This is a genomic window from Pimelobacter simplex (genome assembly GCF_024662235.1).
Lineage (GTDB): Bacteria > Actinomycetota > Actinomycetes > Propionibacteriales > Nocardioidaceae > Nocardioides.
In genome coordinates this window covers 5,060,678-5,074,240 of record NZ_CP096276.1, presented here as the reverse complement: position 1 = coordinate 5,074,240, position 13,563 = coordinate 5,060,678, and the positions used below count along the sequence as shown (strand labels likewise).

Sequence of the window (13,563 nt, the reverse complement as noted above, 5' to 3'; positions counted from 1 at the left end):
CCGGCGGGTGCGGTGCGCTGGCAGGTCTTCGGACTCGCGGGCGTCTCCTCGAAAGGAGTCCTACTGGCCGTCGCTTCCCAGGTCGCACGTCGCGACCCAGTGCTTGTGTGACGGCGGTCGTTCCCACTCACCGCTGCGGGGCAGTCCCGGACTTCCACCGGGTTCCCTCTTGCCTCCGCGCCCCTGGGTGGGGCGAGGAACCAGCTACGAGAACCACCATATGTAGGGGTTGCTCAGATCCGTGGGACCTAGATCTGGTGTCGGCGTGTCGGGTGCCCCGGAGGTGAGATATCCCACCAAGAGCGCCCGGGCGGCGCGTGCTAGCGTCCGCATCGCCAGTCGTGCTCACGATGCAACGTGAGTCAGGGAACCCGGTGAGAGTCCGGGACTGACGCGCAGCGGTGAGGGTGACGGGCGGGGCAACACGCCACTGGTGGCGGGCAGCAGACACTCGGCTGACCGACTCCGGGAAGGCGCTCCGTCCGGTCGATCCCGAGTCCGAAGACCTGCTGGCCGTGGATCTCGAGGGTCCGCGACACACCCGCACCACAGGCTTCGCGCAAGAGCCTCGGACCCGAAAAGAGTGACCGTGACGTCGTCCCGTCGTACCCGCTTCCTGCCTGCCCTCGCCGCCGTGCCGCTCCTCCTCGCCGGGTGCGCCGGCGCTCCCGAGGCCGAGGACAAGGGCCCTGCCACCACCGCCGGCTTCCCGGTGGAGGCCAGCAGCTGCGGCTTCACCTCGACCATCACCGCGCCGCCCGAGCGCGCGGTGACCATGAACCAGGGCGCGACCGAGGTCATGCTCGCGCTCGACCTGTCCGACCGGATGGCCGGCACGGCGTACCTCGACGACGCGGTGCCGCAGAAGTGGCAGCCGGCGTACGACGAGGTGAAGGTGCTCGCCAAGGAGTACCCCGACAACGAGACCCTGCTCGCCGCGAAGCCGGACTTCGTCTACGCCTCGTACGCCAGCGCCTTCGACGCCGACAACGCCGGCGCCCAGGACGAGCTGACCAAGCTCGGCATCGGCTCGTTCCTCTCGCTCTTCGGCTGCGGCGAGAACAAGCCCAGCGCCGACGTCTCGTTCGACTCGGTGTGGGACGAGATCGAGGTCGTCGCCGACGTCTTCGGCGTCCCCGAGCGCGCCGACGCGCTGGAGAAGGAGCAGCAGGGCCAGCTCGACACCCTCGCCGCGGACAAGCCGGGCGAGGGCCTGGACGTCTTCTGGTTCGACTCCGGCGACAAGACCGCGTTCGCCGGTGCCGGTGAGGGCGGCCCGCAGCTGATCCTCGACGCCGTGGGCGCGACCAACGTCTTCGGCGACGTCGAGGGCGGCTGGGCCGACGTGAGCTGGGAGCGCGTCGTCAAGACCGATCCCGACGTGATCGTGCTGGCCGACGCGAGCTGGTCCACGGCCGACGACAAGATCGCGATGCTCGAGAAGGACCCGGTGCTCAAGAACCTGCGCGCGGTCAAGGCGAAGCGGTACGTCGTGATCCCGTTCTCGGAGTCCACGCCCGGCGTGCGGCTGGCCGACGGAGCCGTCTCCGTCGGCGCCCAGCTCGCCGACCTGCCCCCGCTGGGCTGATGCTGCAGGCGGCCCGGCCGTCCCGGCCGGCGCGCACCCGGTCGGGAACGGGCCTCGTCACGGGCGCCGCGCTCACCGTCGCCCTCGTCGCCACCGTCGTGGTGGCGGTGGGGATCGGCTCGGTGCACGTGCCCGCCGGCGACGTGGTCGACGTGGTGCTGCGCCGGATCGGCCTGCCGGTCGACGGCGTGACCCTCATCGACGACCGCATCGTCTGGCAGCTCCGGATGCCCCGCGTGGTGGGCGCCGCGGCCACCGGCGCCGGACTGGCGCTGGCCGGCGCGGTGCTGCAGTCGCTGACCCGCAACGACCTGGCGGACCCGTACCTGCTCGGCATCTCCGGCGGCGCGACCGTCGGGGCGGTGACGGTGATCGTGCTCGGCGTCAGCATCGCCGGGCTGGCCGGCAGCGCCGCGCTCGGGCTGGCCGCGTTCGTCAGCGCCCTGCTCGCCCTGGCGCTGGTGCTCGGCCTGGCCACGGGCCGCACCGGCGACCTGCCGCCGGCCCGGACCGTGCTGGCCGGGGTCGCGGTGGGCCAGCTCTGCGCGGCGTACACCTCGTTCGCGGTGATGATGAGCGGCGACCACGACGCCGCCCGGCGGGTGCTGGCCTGGACCATGGGCTCGCTCGCCGGGGTGCGCTGGCACAGCGCCGGGGTGCTCGTCGCCGTCGCGCTCGTCGCCCTCGTCGCGATCCTGCTGTACGCCGCCGACCTCGACGCCTTCGCGTTCGGGGACTCCTCGGCGGCCTCGCTCGGCGTCTCGATCCGGCGGACCCGCTGGGTGCTGCTGATCGGCACCGCGCTGCTCACCGCGTGCCTGGTCGCCTACACCGGGGCGATCGGGTTCGTCGGGCTCGTCGTGCCGCACGTCGTCCGGCTGGTGTGCGGGCCGCTGCACCGGCGGCTGCTGCCGCTGAGCGCACTGGCCGGTGCGGTGCTCATGATCTGGGCCGACACCGTCGCCCGCTCGCTGGTCGACGGCCAGGAGATCCCGATCGGCGTGGTGACCGCGGTGCTCGGGGCGCCGCTGTTCGCCTACCTCCTGCGGCGCGAGTCGAGGGCGCGATGAGGATCCACGCCGAGGGCGTCACCTGGGGCGTGCGCAGCCGCACGATCGTCCACGACATCACGCTCGACTGCCCGGCCGGCACCATCACCGGCCTGCTCGGCCCCAACGGCTCGGGCAAGACCACGCTGCTGCACGTGATGTCCGGGCTGCGCCGGCCGGGCTCCGGCACGGTCCGGCTCGGGGACGACGACGTGCACCGTCTGCCCGCCCGGGTACGCGCGCGGCGGATCGCCGTCCTGGAGCAGCACACGTCGACCTCGCTGCCGCTCACCGCACGCCAGGTCGTCGAGCTGGGCCGGATCCCGCACCGCGGCCGCTGGCCCGCGGCGCGCGACGAGGGCGCCGGCGAGGTCGCCGAGGCGATGCGGCGCAGCGGCGTCGACCACCTCGCCGACCAGGACTGGAGCACCCTGTCCGGCGGCGAGCGGCAACGCGTGCAGCTGGCCCGGGCGCTCAGCCAGGAGCCCGACGTCCTCATGCTCGACGAGCCGACCAACCACCTCGACCTGGCCCACCAGCTCGACCTGCTGGCCACGGTCCGCGCCCTCGGCCGGACCACGGTCGCCGCGCTGCACGACCTCGACCTGGCCGCCGCCTTCTGCGACCGGCTCGTCGTGCTGCGGGCGGGCCGGGTGGTCGCGGCGGGCTCGCCCGACGAGGTGCTGACCGCGGACCTGGTCCGCGACGTCTACGGCGTCGAGGCGACCGTCGGGCGCCACGACCACTCCGGCCGGCTGCACGTCGTGTGGCACGACGGGAGGGTCCGTGCCTGAGCAGAGGTCCGCCGTGGTGCTCGTCGTGATGGGCGCCGAGGGCGCCCGGCACGCACCCGAGCTCGTCGCGGTCGCCGCGGCGACGGGTGCGTCGCTCGCCTACCTCCAGCAGCGTTCGCCCAGCCTCGCCGAGGAGCTCGACCGGCTCCACGCCGACGGCGTCACCCGGGTCGAGCTGGTCGGGATCGCGCTGGGCGCGGCGACCGCCCGGTCGTGGCTGCGCCGAGTGGCCGGGCACTGGCGGCGTACCCACCCCGAGGTGGAGGTCGTCATCGAGGAACGCGCGGTCACCGGCACCGAGGCGGCGTTGACGTCCCCGGCGTGGGAGGAGGTGCCGGGCCACGCGCGCCACCTGCTGGTGTGCCGGGGACCGCGCTGCTCGGCGCGCGGCTCGGGAGCCGTGCTGGCCGCGGTGGACGACGAGCTGCGCCGTCAGGGACTCGGCGACGACGACGTGCTCGTCACCCAGACCGGGTGCCTGTTCCCGTGCAACCAGGCGCCCGTCGTGGTGGTCCACCCCGACGACGCCTGGTACGGCGGCGTGACCGCCGAGCAGGCCCGGACGATCGTCGTTGACCGCCCGGGACCCGCTGGTCCTGCTGGTCCGGCGGAGCCGGTGCGGCTCAGACGAGAACCGGCGGCTCGGTCTTCTCCCGCACCTCGTCCTCGGTGACCCCGGGGGCGAGCTCGACGAGCCGCAGCCCCTCGGGCGTGATGTCGAGGACGCACAGGTCGGTGATGATCCGCTGCACGACGCCCTTGCCGGTGTAGGGCAGGCCGCACTCCTCGACGATCTTGTAGGAGCCGTCGCGGGCGACGTGCTCCATGAGGACGACGACCTTCTTGGCGCCGTGGACCAGGTCCATCGCGCCGCCCATGCCCTTGACCATCTTGCCGGGGATCATCCAGTTGGCGATGTCGCCGCGGACCGAGACCTGCATGGCGCCGAGGATCGCGGCGTCGATCTTGCCGCCGCGGATCATGCCGAAGCTCAGGGCGGAGTCGAAGAAGCTCGCGCCCGGACGGACCGTCACGGTCTCCTTGCCGGCGTTGATGAGGTCCGCGTCGACGTCCTCGTCGGCCGGGTAGGGGCCGACGCCGAGGATGCCGTTCTCGCTCTGGAGCACGAGCTCGACGTCGTCGGGGACGTAGTTGGGCACCAGCGTCGGCAGCCCGATGCCGAGGTTGACGTAGTCGCCGTCGACCAGCTCGGCGGCGGCACGGGCCGCCATCTCCTCACGTGACCATGCCATGTCAGCGGACCGTCCTCTTCTCGATGCGCTTGTCCGCCGCCTGCTCGGGGGTGAGCGGGACGACGCGGTGCACGTAGACACCGGGCAGGTGCACCTGGTTGGGGTCGATGTCGCCGGGCTCGACGAGCTCCTCGACCTCGGCGACGGTGATCCGGCCGGCCATCGCGGCCAGCGGGTTGAAGTTGCGGGCGGAGTCGCGGAACACGAGGTTGCCGTGCCGGTCGCCCTTCCACGCGCGGATCAGGCCGAAGTCGCCGACGATCGCCTCCTCGAGGACGAACTCCTGCTCGCCGTCGCGGGTGTCGAAGGTCATCACGGGCTTCTGGGGGGACGTCTTGATGACCTCGCCCTGGTCGTCGTACTTCCAGGGCAGGCCGCCGTCGGCGACCTGGGTGCCGACGCCGGTGCGCGTGTAGAACGCCGCGATGCCCGAGCCGCCGGCCCGCATCCGCTCGGCGAGCGTGCCCTGCGGCGTGAGCTCGACCTCGAGCTCGCCGGAGAGGTACTGGCGCGCGAACTCCTTGTTCTCGCCGACGTACGACGCGACCACGCGCCGCAGCCGACCGGCCGTGAGCAGCATGCCCAGGCCCCAGTCGTCGACGCCGGCGTTGTTCGAGACCACCTCGAGGTCCTTGACGCCCGCGTCGAGGAGGGCCTGGATGAGCACCGACGGAATGCCGCAGAGCCCGAAGCCGCCGACCGTGAGGGTCGATCCGTCCGGGATGTCGGCGACCGCCTCGGCCGCCGAACCGATCACCTTGTCCATGCCCGCCAGTCAACGGGCCGGACGTCCCGCGGTCAATGAGCGAGCGCGGTTCGGCGGCGGATCTCTCGCACGCCGAGCGCTACTCGTGAGTTGCGTCCACTCAGTGAACGCCGGTCGGCTAGCCTGGTGCCGTGGACACCGGACCCAGCGTCGTCGGCCGGGTCGCTCACCTGCTCCGCGCGCTGGCCGGCCGCGAGCCCGACGGCGTCAGCACCACCTCGCTGGCCGCCGCGACCGCGCTGCCCCGCCCGACCGCGCACCGCCTGCTCAGCGCGCTGCGCGAGGAGGGCCTGGTCGAGCGCGACGAGAGCACCGGCGCCTGGCACCTGGGGCCCGAGTGCTTCCTGCTCGGCGCCGCCGCGACCAGCCGCCACGACATCACCCCGATCGCCCGCGAGACCGTGCGCCGGCTGGCCCGCGAGACCGGGGAGAGCGCGTTCTTCTCGGTGCGCCGCGGCGACGAGACGGTGTGCCTGCTGCGCGAGGACGGCAGCTTCCCCATCCGCTCGCACGTGCTGCACGAGGGCATCCGGTTCCCGCTCGGCGTCGCCTCGGCAGGGCTGGTGCTGCTGGCCTTCCTGGGCGAGCGGGAGCGGACGGCGTACCTGGCCGACGCCCACCTGGAGACGCCGTACGGCGCCGAGCACGCCCCCGCCCGGCTCGCGGCGCGGATCGCCGACACCCGGGCCACCGGGTACGCCGTGAACCCCGGCCTCATCGTGCCCGGCAGCTGGGGCCTGGGCGCGGCGGTCTTCGACGCGCACGGCGAGGCGCGCTGGGCGCTGAGCCTGACCGGGATCGAGGCCCGGCTCGCACCCCCGCGCCAGCAGGAGCTCGGCGAGCTGCTGCTGCGCGAGGCGCATGCGCTCACCGGGCGACTGGCGCCGCGACGGGGGCACCGCTGAGCCGGTCCGGGACGGTGGCAGGCTGGAGGCATGCACGACGACTCCGCGACGACCGGTGAGCGGCTCGCGACCTGGCTCGAGGGCCTCGGCCTGGGCGACCACCTGGCGGACGCCGGGCTGCCGACCTTCGAGCGCGACCTCGGCGGCGTGGTCCGCTGGCGCGACCCCGGCACCGGGCTGCCGCTGACCGCGGAGCAGCTCACCGACCTCGACCGGGTCCTGCACCAGGACGGCGAGGACCCGGCCCACGCCGTACCGCTGGCGTTGGTGCAGCTGCGCCGCCGGGCCCGGGTCCGGGCCGCGCTGCTGGCCAGCCCGGCGCACACCTACGCCAGCCTGGCCGCGGTCCGCGGCGCGACGGAGAACGCGACCCGGTTCGCGGTGCACAAGGCAGCCGAGCGGCACGCGCTGCTCGTCGTGCCGCACGACGGCGGGGTGCTCGTGCCCGCCTTCCAGCTCACCGACGCCGGTGAGCTGCGGCCCGAGCTGGGCGCGATCCTGGAGCCGCTGCTGGCGGCGGGGACGGATCCGTGGCAGGTGTGGTCCTGGCTCACCCAGCCTGCGGGACTGCTCGGGGGCGACGTCCCGCACGAGCTGGCCCGCGACGCCGACGAGGTGGACGTCGTCCGGCACGCGGCGGTGCGGCTCGCGGAGCGGGCCGGCGCCTAGGGCGTGCCCTAGCGGCGCTTCTCGAACCGGAGGTCGCCGTCGGGCAGGTCGGCGACCGCCGTCCACCCGAGCCGGCGGTAGAAGCCGGCCGCGCGGCTGGCTCCGTCGGTGGTCAGCCAGATCACCGGGTGGTGGGCGAGCAGGGCGCTCTCGGCACGCTCCATGAGCAGCCGGCCGAGACCGCGTCCCTCGTGCTCGGGGCCGACGAAGCAGGCGAACACGCACGCGTCGTCGGTGTCGACCATCGCGAAGCCGGCCGGTACGCCGGCCACCTCGGCGACCCAGAGGCACTCCGGGCCGTCGGCGATCACGGCGCCCAGCGCGTCGGCGGTGATGCCGAGCTCGGTGAGCTGCTCGCGGGAGAGGTGGTTCTCGGTGACGCTCGTGCGGATCGCGAAGATCGCGTCGAGGTCGGCGGTCGTGGCCGGCCGGACCGTCGGCGTGGCCGCCCAGCGGGGCGCGTGGTCCTTGTCGACCAGGACCGCGCGGACGCCCTCGACGAAGTCGGGGCTCGCGATCGTCGTCCGGGCGGCGTCGAGCTCGGCGGCCAGGCAGCCGGGCAGGTCACGCTCGCGACCCTCGGCGAGCAGCCGGTCGGTGAGCGCGAGGCTGGCCGGGGAGGCGGCGTCGAGAGCCGCCCGGGTCTCCTTGGCCCAGTCGCTGTCGAGCGCGTCGAGCCGATCCCGTACGCCGGCCAGGTCGGCCGCGCCGAACACCCGGTCGATGTCCGCCCGGACGGCGCTGAGCGGCCCCGGCTGGTCGAGGGCGTCGGCCGGGGCGAGCGAGCGCAGCAGCGTCTCGAGCGGGCCGTCGTGGGCGTCGATGAGCGCGGGCAGCCGGGCCAGGTCGGCCGCGGAGCAGGCGTGCGTGGCCAGGCCGAGGGCCAGGGCGTCAGCCGCACCGACCCGGGCGCCGGTCAGCCCGAGGTAGCGCCCGACCGCACCGGGCAGCCGGGGCAGGAAGTGCGTGGCGCCGACGTCGGGGAAGAAGCCGATCTTGGTCTCCGGCATGGCGAAGGACGCGTCCGGCCCGACCACGCGGAAGGGTCCGTGCACGCTCAGGCCCATCCCGCCGCCGAGGCAGAGGCCGCCGACGAGCGCCACGACGGGGACCGGGTAGGCGCCGAGGAGCGCGTTGACGGCGTACTCGGTGGTGAAGAAGCGCAGGCTCTCGTCGTGCCGCCCGGCCAGCGTGTTCTCGCGGACCCGGCGGATGTCGCCGCCCGCGCAGAACGCGCGCTCCGAGGCGCTCTCGACGGTGACCGCGCGCAGGTCCGGGTCGTGGCGCCACGCGTCGAGCGCGGCGTGGATCCGCTCGACCATGGTGAGGGTCAGCGCGTTGAGCGCCCGGGGACGGTCGAGCACGATCCGGCCGACGCGGCCGAGCCGCTCGATCCGGACTCCTTCGTCGTGGCTCACCTGATGGGCAGGCCCTGCAGCCGCTCGGCGGTGTCACCGACGCGGGTACCGCCGCCGGGGAGGGTGCCGGCCTGCCAGTCGCTGACCGTCGAGCGGGCGTCGAGGTCGACGCCCGGGTTGGCCCGGGCGTACTCGGCGACGACCCGGTCGGGGTCGACGCGCTCGCCGTTGACGATCAGCCGGCGGTAGGCGACGAGCTGTCGTACCGGGTAGGTCCGCGAGGCGTGTGCAAGATCCCGAGTCACGGGTGCCACGTTACGCCCCGCCCGCCGTCAGGGGCAGCGGTGGTCAGGAGGTGATCCGCTCCAGCTTGGTCCAGCCGGTCCAGCCGCGCTCCTCGAGCAGAGCCATCAGGCGCGGCGCCACCGGGACCAGGTCGAGGAACACCGAGTCGAGCAGCGCGACCAGGCTGTCGGGGATCGGGACGTCGTCCCAGGTCGCCTGGTCCCCCTCCTCGGCCGTCTCCAGCGTCCCCACCAGCCGGTCGGCCAGCCCCGGCAGCCGCGGGTCGTCGGGCTCCCACCCGATCGCGTCGCCGAGCTCGCGCAGCAGCTCGTCGGTCGCGGCGTCGTCGAGCTGGGCCTCCTTGAGCGCCATGAACAGCGGCATGTGCTCGGGCATCTGCGCCGCGACGAGGATCCACGCGTCGCGCTCACCGGCGATGAGCAGGTCGGAGAACCCGAGCGCGCGCATCCGGTCGAGGTAGGCGACCGCCTCGGGCGGCAGCGCCAGGTTGTCGCCCGCCGCGAGCTGGGCGATCCGCTCCCGGTGCCGCTGCCGCTCCCGGATCTCCGCCCGCAGCCGCCGATCGATGTCGGCGACCGCGGCGGCGAACTCGTCGGCGTCCGCGTCGAGCAGCTCCGCCACCCGGGCCAGCGGTACGCCGGCCTCGGCCAGCGTGCGGATCTTGATCAGCTCGGCCACCGCGCGGGCGTCGTAGCGGCGGTAGCCGGAGTGGTCCCGCTCGGGCTCCGGCAGCAGCCCCTTGGCGTGGTAGTGCCGGACGGCGCGGATGGTCACGCCGGCGTACGACGCCAGCTCGCCGATGGTCAGCACAATGGTCAGCCTGCCCGAACCCGGCTGAAGAGGCGACGTGCCCACGCGAAGCACAGCACCGCGACGAGCACGCACCACCCGATCGCCCACACCGCGTCCGAGCCCGGGTCGCCGCCAGCGAGGAAGGCGCGCAGGGTGTCGATGATCGGTGTGAACGGCTGGTGCTCGGCCACCCAGGCCAGCCCGGTCGACATCGAGTCGGTGGGCACGAAGGCGCTCGACAGGAAGGGCAGGAGCATCAGGAACATGGGGGTGTTGCTCGCCGTCTCCACGCTGCCGGCGGCCAGGCCGAGCGCCACGCAGAGCCAGGTGAGCGCGATCGCCAGCAGGGTCAGGATGCCGATCGCGCCGAGCCAGCCGGCGATCCCCGCGTCGGGGCGGTAGCCCAGGGCCACGGCGAGGCCGAGCACCACGGCGACCGCGAACGCGGTCTGGAGGACGGCCGCCCCGACGAGGCCGGTGAGGACCGAGGACTTCGCGATCGGCATGGTCCGGAAGCGGTCGATGATGCCCTCGGTGGCGTCCTTGGCGGCGTAGATCGCGATGCTGAGCGCGACCGAGGAGACGGTGATGATGAGGATCGCGGGAGCGACGTACGCCAGGTAGGCGTCGCGGCCGCCGCCGCCCGGCAGGCCGGCACCCATGGTGCCGCCGAAGACGTAGACGAAGAGCAGCAGGAACAGCACCGGCTGGGCGATGAGCATGATCGTCAGCGACGGGTAGCGCAGCATGTGCTTGAGGTTGCGGCGCAGCATGGTGCGCGAGTCGCGCACGGTGTGGGCGAGGGTGCTCATCGGACCGCCTCCTTCTCGTTCTCGTTCTCGTCGTCGGTCTCGTCGTCGGTCTGGTCGGTGCGGGCCGGGTGGCCGGTGAGGGCGAGGAAGACGTCGTCGAGGGTCTCGCCGCCGGCCTGCTCCTTGAGCTGCGCCGGAGTGCCCTCGGCGACCAGGCGGCCGCCGTCCAGGAGGCCCACGGTGTGGGCGAGCTGGTCGGCCTCCTCGAGGTACTGGGTGGTGAGCAGGATCGTGACGCCGTCGGCGACGAGCTCGCGCACGATCTGCCACAGGTCGCGGCGGCTGCGCGGGTCGAGCCCGGTCGTGGGCTCGTCGAGGAAGATCACCTGCGGGCGGCTGACCAGGGTCATCGCCAGGTCCAGGCGCCGCTTCATCCCGCCCGAGTACGTCGCCGCGCGCCGGTCCGCCGCGTCGGTCAGGCCGAACCGGGCGAGCTGCTCGTCGACCCGGGCCCGGGCGTCCGGCTCGGGCAGGTGCGCGAGATCGGCCATCAGCCGCAGGTTCTCGCGCCCGGTGAGCAGCTCGTCGATCGCCGAGAACTGACCGGTCAGGCCGATCGAGCGGCGGACCGCGTCGGCCTGGGTGCGGACATCGTGCCCGGCGACCGCGACGGTGCCCGCGTCGGGCGCCAGCAGGGTCGAGCAGATGTTGACCGTGGTGGTCTTGCCGGCCCCGTTGGGGCCGAGGAGCGCATAGACCGTGCCCGCCGGCACGGTGAGGTCGAGACCGTCGAGGACGACCTGGTCGCCGTACGTCTTGCGGAGGGCGGCGACCTCGATGGCGGGTGTCGTGAGGTTCATGAGAACAGCGTGGAAGGTTGACGCTGCGTCAAGGTCAAGCCCCGATTCTCGACGATTCCTGGGTCGCTCCGGCGTGGTTGACTCCGCGCATGACCACCGAGGACCGGACGGTGACCGAGGAGCGCCACGCGAGCTGGGCCGAGCTGTTCTTCGACCTCGTCGTCGTGGCGGGCGTCGGGACCCTCGCGCACGTCGTCCACGAGGACGTGGGCGGCCGCGGGCTGCTGCTGTACGCCGCGCTCTTCCTGACGTTCTGGCTGAGCTGGACCACGTTCATGCTCTACGGCAACGCCAGCGGCGCGCAGACCCGGACCGTGCGGCTGCTGGCCGGCATGTTCGGCCTGGCGGTGATGGCCGCGGCGACGCCCGGGGTCGCCGAGGAGGTGCTGCACCACGGCGCCGACGGTGCCGAGGGCGCCGGGATCACGATGACCAACGCCTTCGCGGTCGCCTATGTCGTCACCCGGGTGATCGGCGCGGGCTCCTGGCGCCGGGGTGCGGTCGTCGTCGACTGGCCGCTCGCCCAGCAGATCACCGGCGCGATCCCGTTCCTGGTCTCGGTGTGGGTCGACGAGCCGTGGAAGTTCGTCCTGTGGGGGCTGGGGATCGCGATCGACCTCTTCCTCCTCGTCGTCGTCTCCGGCGACGACATGATGGAGGGCGCGCAGCAGCGCATCGACGCGATGTCGCGCCGCGACCCCGAGCGGATGAGCCGGTTCGACGGCCTCGTGCCGGTGCGCTTCGAGGCCGAGCACCTCGCGGAGCGGCTCGGCCTGTTCGTGATCATCGTGCTCGGCGAGGGCGTGATCCAGAGCGTGCGGGCGGCGTCCGGCGCGACCTGGGACCGCGCCCTGCTGGGCACCGGGCTGGCCGCCTTCCTGCTGCTCGCCGGGATGTGGGGGCTCTCCGTCGTCCACGGGCACGCCGGCGTCCCGCACCTGCGACCGGGCACCGTGCCGCAGCGGCTGGCCCTCGCCCTCCACGCCGGTACGACGGCCTCTCTCGCGGCCGCGGCAGCGGCCATCGGCGCCGCCGTCGGCCACGGCGGTGAGCCGCTCGACGAGCCGCAGCGCTGGCTGCTGTGCGGGGCGGTCGCGGTCTGGTTCACGCTGGGCCTGGTCGCGAGCCTGTGCTCGCGCGGTCTCCACGTGGTCCAGCCGTTCTTCTGGCTGGTCACGGGCGTCGCCGTACCGCTGGTGATCGCGGTGCGTGGCGCGGACCTGCGCAGCTCGGCCGTGCTCTGGTACCTCGTCGCCGTCGTCGGCGCGCACCTGCTCGTCGAACGGCGGCGGCTGCGCTCAGCCGGCGGGTAGCCGCACCCGCAGGAAGCGCGGCCGGTAGCGCCGCGGGTCGTCGCGCACGACGGCGAAGTCGGTGTTGTTCTCGCTGTAGCTCACCACCACGGTGCCCGGCTCGGGCAGCAGGTCCGGGTGGGCCAGGGGCAGGTAGCGCAGGGTGCCGGTCGCGGCGTCCGACGGGATCTCGGCGACCGGCGGGGCGGCGACGAACGGGCCGGTCGGGGCCGGGGCCTCCCAGACGACGAGGTCGCGGCCGAGCACCTCGTCGCGCTTGCTGATCGCGTACCAGCGGTCGCCGTCGCGGAAGACGCTCAGCGTCTGCGAGACCCCACCCTGGCGCGGGATCAGGACGGTGGCGCGGTCCGCGTCCGGCGTCCAGGCGGTGCCGTCCCAGTACTCCCACGCCCTCGGGTCGCCGACCGACTCGGGACGGCTCCGGGCGACCCGCAGGTCGAAGCCGGTGGCGAGGGCGTCGCGATCGCGCGAGGTCGCGTAGAGATAGGCCCACCCGTCGTCCACCACCGCGGCAGCGCCCCACATCGGCCGGCTCGGGTCGACGGCGTCCGGGCCGACGTCGCGGACCGAGACCAGGTCGGGCGCCTCGCCGGGCGGGACCCGGAAGAGGGCGACCGCGGGGCCGAGGATGTCGAAGCCGAAGACGCCGGAGCCCGGCTTGGGCCGGACCCGCTGCACGCCGACGCCGACCAGGTCGTAGCCGTCGCGGGAGACCGCGGCGATCGACATCGGCCAGTACCCCACCCCGTCCGCCCGGTCCGGTACGACGGCGCCCCGGTCGCGCGGCAGCACCACCTGACCGCACCCGGGCGAGAAGAGCAGCATCGAGTTGTGCACGAACTGCTGCCCGTCGAAGTCCGGCCCGCGCAGGGTGTCACCGAAGACGAACATGCCGCGGCCGTCCTGGAGCCGGACGCTCGCGCCGACGTCCCCGCCCGCGAACGCGACGTCGCCGCGGGTGCGGGTGACGAACCGGTTGAGCTCGTCGATGGTGTCGAGCCCACCCGTCGGGACGCACGGCTCGAGGACCGTGGTCGACGCGGCGGGCGTGAGGGTCAGCCGGTCGGGGTCGGTATCGGCGTCGGGACCGGTGCACCCGGCGAGCAGCAGCCCGCCGGTCACCAGCGCCGCGACGGCCCGTCTGCCCATGGGAGCCAT

Annotated in this window: 15 protein-coding genes and 2 riboswitches; of the genes, 7 read left to right on the top strand and 8 right to left on the bottom strand. The window is 73.8% G+C overall.

Features of this window, described 5'->3' with window-relative positions; translation table 11 throughout:
• Positions 1 to 2 precede the first annotated feature (2 nt).
• A riboswitch (cobalamin riboswitch) is annotated at positions 3 to 220 on the bottom strand.
• A 101-nt stretch (positions 221 to 321) separates the two neighbouring features.
• A riboswitch (cobalamin riboswitch) is annotated at positions 322 to 526 on the top strand.
• 57 nt (positions 527 to 583) lie between these two features.
• From M0M48_RS24825 to M0M48_RS24810, 4 genes are read left to right on the top strand one after another with little or no spacing between them, the layout of a single operon-like run.
• Positions 584 to 1,588: an ABC transporter substrate-binding protein gene (locus M0M48_RS24825; protein ID WP_215814130.1), complete on the top strand. Its 1,005-nt coding sequence runs from the start codon at positions 584 to 586 to the stop codon at positions 1,586 to 1,588.
• Positions 1,588 to 2,658, top strand: coding sequence for an iron chelate uptake ABC transporter family permease subunit (locus M0M48_RS24820; RefSeq protein WP_257753164.1), 1,071 nt, complete (start codon positions 1,588 to 1,590; stop codon positions 2,656 to 2,658). The genes M0M48_RS24825 and M0M48_RS24820 overlap by 1 nt, the downstream gene beginning before the upstream one ends.
• Entirely contained in the window at positions 2,655 to 3,431 is a 777-nt protein-coding gene (locus tag M0M48_RS24815; RefSeq protein ID WP_257753163.1) for an ABC transporter ATP-binding protein, read from the top strand. Before M0M48_RS24820 ends, M0M48_RS24815 begins: the two co-directional genes overlap by 4 nt.
• Entirely contained in the window at positions 3,424 to 4,104 is a 681-nt protein-coding gene (locus M0M48_RS24810) for a (2Fe-2S) ferredoxin domain-containing protein (protein WP_257753162.1), read from the top strand. The genes M0M48_RS24815 and M0M48_RS24810 overlap by 8 nt, the downstream gene beginning before the upstream one ends.
• Here the strand turns inward: M0M48_RS24810 and M0M48_RS24805 are convergent.
• Together M0M48_RS24805 and M0M48_RS24800 are read right to left on the bottom strand one after the other, a co-directional pair.
• The gene (locus tag M0M48_RS24805) at positions 4,055 to 4,684 is read right to left on the bottom strand and encodes a 3-oxoacid CoA-transferase subunit B (RefSeq protein WP_215814134.1); all 630 of its coding nucleotides are present in this window, start codon (positions 4,682 to 4,684) and stop codon (positions 4,055 to 4,057) included. The two genes, M0M48_RS24810 and M0M48_RS24805, sit on opposite strands and share 50 nt — an antisense overlap.
• Position 4,685: 1 nt before the next feature.
• Positions 4,686 to 5,450 carry a CoA transferase subunit A gene (locus M0M48_RS24800; protein WP_257753161.1) on the bottom strand — a complete coding sequence of 255 codons (765 nt, stop codon included), beginning with the start codon at positions 5,448 to 5,450 and terminating at the stop codon, positions 4,686 to 4,688.
• Between the two features lie 131 nt (positions 5,451 to 5,581).
• Here M0M48_RS24800 and M0M48_RS24795 point away from each other — a divergent pair, with 131 nt between their 5' ends.
• Both M0M48_RS24795 and M0M48_RS24790 read left to right on the top strand, forming a co-directional pair.
• Positions 5,582 to 6,355: an IclR family transcriptional regulator gene (locus M0M48_RS24795; protein ID WP_257753160.1), complete on the top strand. Its 774-nt coding sequence runs from the start codon at positions 5,582 to 5,584 to the stop codon at positions 6,353 to 6,355.
• 30 nt (positions 6,356 to 6,385) lie between these two features.
• A complete protein-coding gene (locus M0M48_RS24790; RefSeq protein ID WP_257753159.1) occupies positions 6,386 to 7,024 on the top strand; it encodes a hypothetical protein in 639 nt (212 codons plus the stop codon).
• A gap of 8 nt (positions 7,025 to 7,032) precedes the next feature.
• Here M0M48_RS24790 and M0M48_RS24785 read toward each other — a convergent pair whose 3' ends face one another.
• Genes M0M48_RS24785 through M0M48_RS24765 form a run of 5 tightly spaced genes read right to left on the bottom strand, consistent with a single transcriptional unit; the run spans position 7,033 to position 11,092 of the window.
• The gene (locus M0M48_RS24785) at positions 7,033 to 8,442 is read right to left on the bottom strand and encodes a 3-hydroxyisobutyryl-CoA hydrolase (RefSeq protein ID WP_257753158.1); all 1,410 of its coding nucleotides are present in this window, start codon (positions 8,440 to 8,442) and stop codon (positions 7,033 to 7,035) included.
• Positions 8,439 to 8,687 (bottom strand): hypothetical protein, encoded by a 249-nt coding sequence (locus M0M48_RS24780; protein ID WP_215814139.1) that lies wholly within the window; start codon positions 8,685 to 8,687, stop codon positions 8,439 to 8,441. Before M0M48_RS24780 ends, M0M48_RS24785 begins: the two co-directional genes overlap by 4 nt.
• Positions 8,688 to 8,730: 43 nt before the next feature.
• Entirely contained in the window at positions 8,731 to 9,498 is a 768-nt protein-coding gene (locus M0M48_RS24775; protein ID WP_257753157.1) for a MerR family transcriptional regulator, read from the bottom strand.
• A 5-nt stretch (positions 9,499 to 9,503) separates the two neighbouring features.
• Entirely contained in the window at positions 9,504 to 10,292 is a 789-nt protein-coding gene (locus M0M48_RS24770; protein ID WP_257753156.1) for an ABC transporter permease, read from the bottom strand.
• Entirely contained in the window at positions 10,289 to 11,092 is an 804-nt protein-coding gene (locus tag M0M48_RS24765; RefSeq protein WP_257753155.1) for an ABC transporter ATP-binding protein, read from the bottom strand. The genes M0M48_RS24770 and M0M48_RS24765 overlap by 4 nt, the downstream gene beginning before the upstream one ends.
• A gap of 89 nt (positions 11,093 to 11,181) precedes the next feature.
• Here M0M48_RS24765 and M0M48_RS24760 point away from each other — a divergent pair, with 89 nt between their 5' ends.
• A complete protein-coding gene (locus tag M0M48_RS24760; RefSeq protein WP_257753154.1) occupies positions 11,182 to 12,405 on the top strand; it encodes a low temperature requirement protein A in 1,224 nt (407 codons plus the stop codon).
• Here the strand turns inward: M0M48_RS24760 and M0M48_RS24755 are convergent.
• Positions 12,391 to 13,554 carry a DUF4185 domain-containing protein gene (locus M0M48_RS24755; protein WP_257753153.1) on the bottom strand — a complete coding sequence of 388 codons (1,164 nt, stop codon included), beginning with the start codon at positions 13,552 to 13,554 and terminating at the stop codon, positions 12,391 to 12,393. The two genes, M0M48_RS24760 and M0M48_RS24755, sit on opposite strands and share 15 nt — an antisense overlap.
• Between the last annotated feature and the right edge of the window lie 9 nt (positions 13,555 to 13,563).

Excerpts from the sequence above, each read along its gene's own strand:
- M0M48_RS24820 (WP_257753164.1), top strand. The coding sequence starts at position 1,588 with ATGCTGCAGGCGGCCCGGCCGTCCCGGCCGGCGCGCACCCGGTCGGGA.
- M0M48_RS24815 (WP_257753163.1), top strand. The coding sequence starts at position 2,655 with ATGAGGATCCACGCCGAGGGCGTCACCTGGGGCGTGCGCAGCCGCACG.
- M0M48_RS24805 (WP_215814134.1), bottom strand. The coding sequence starts at position 4,684 with ATGGCATGGTCACGTGAGGAGATGGCGGCCCGTGCCGCCGCCGAGCTG.
- M0M48_RS24800 (WP_257753161.1), bottom strand. The coding sequence starts at position 5,450 with ATGGACAAGGTGATCGGTTCGGCGGCCGAGGCGGTCGCCGACATCCCG.
- M0M48_RS24790 (WP_257753159.1), top strand. The coding sequence starts at position 6,386 with ATGCACGACGACTCCGCGACGACCGGTGAGCGGCTCGCGACCTGGCTC.
- M0M48_RS24770 (WP_257753156.1), bottom strand. The coding sequence starts at position 10,292 with ATGAGCACCCTCGCCCACACCGTGCGCGACTCGCGCACCATGCTGCGC.
- M0M48_RS24765 (WP_257753155.1), bottom strand. The coding sequence starts at position 11,092 with ATGAACCTCACGACACCCGCCATCGAGGTCGCCGCCCTCCGCAAGACG.
- M0M48_RS24760 (WP_257753154.1), top strand. The coding sequence starts at position 11,182 with ATGACCACCGAGGACCGGACGGTGACCGAGGAGCGCCACGCGAGCTGG.
- M0M48_RS24755 (WP_257753153.1), bottom strand. The coding sequence starts at position 13,554 with ATGGGCAGACGGGCCGTCGCGGCGCTGGTGACCGGCGGGCTGCTGCTC.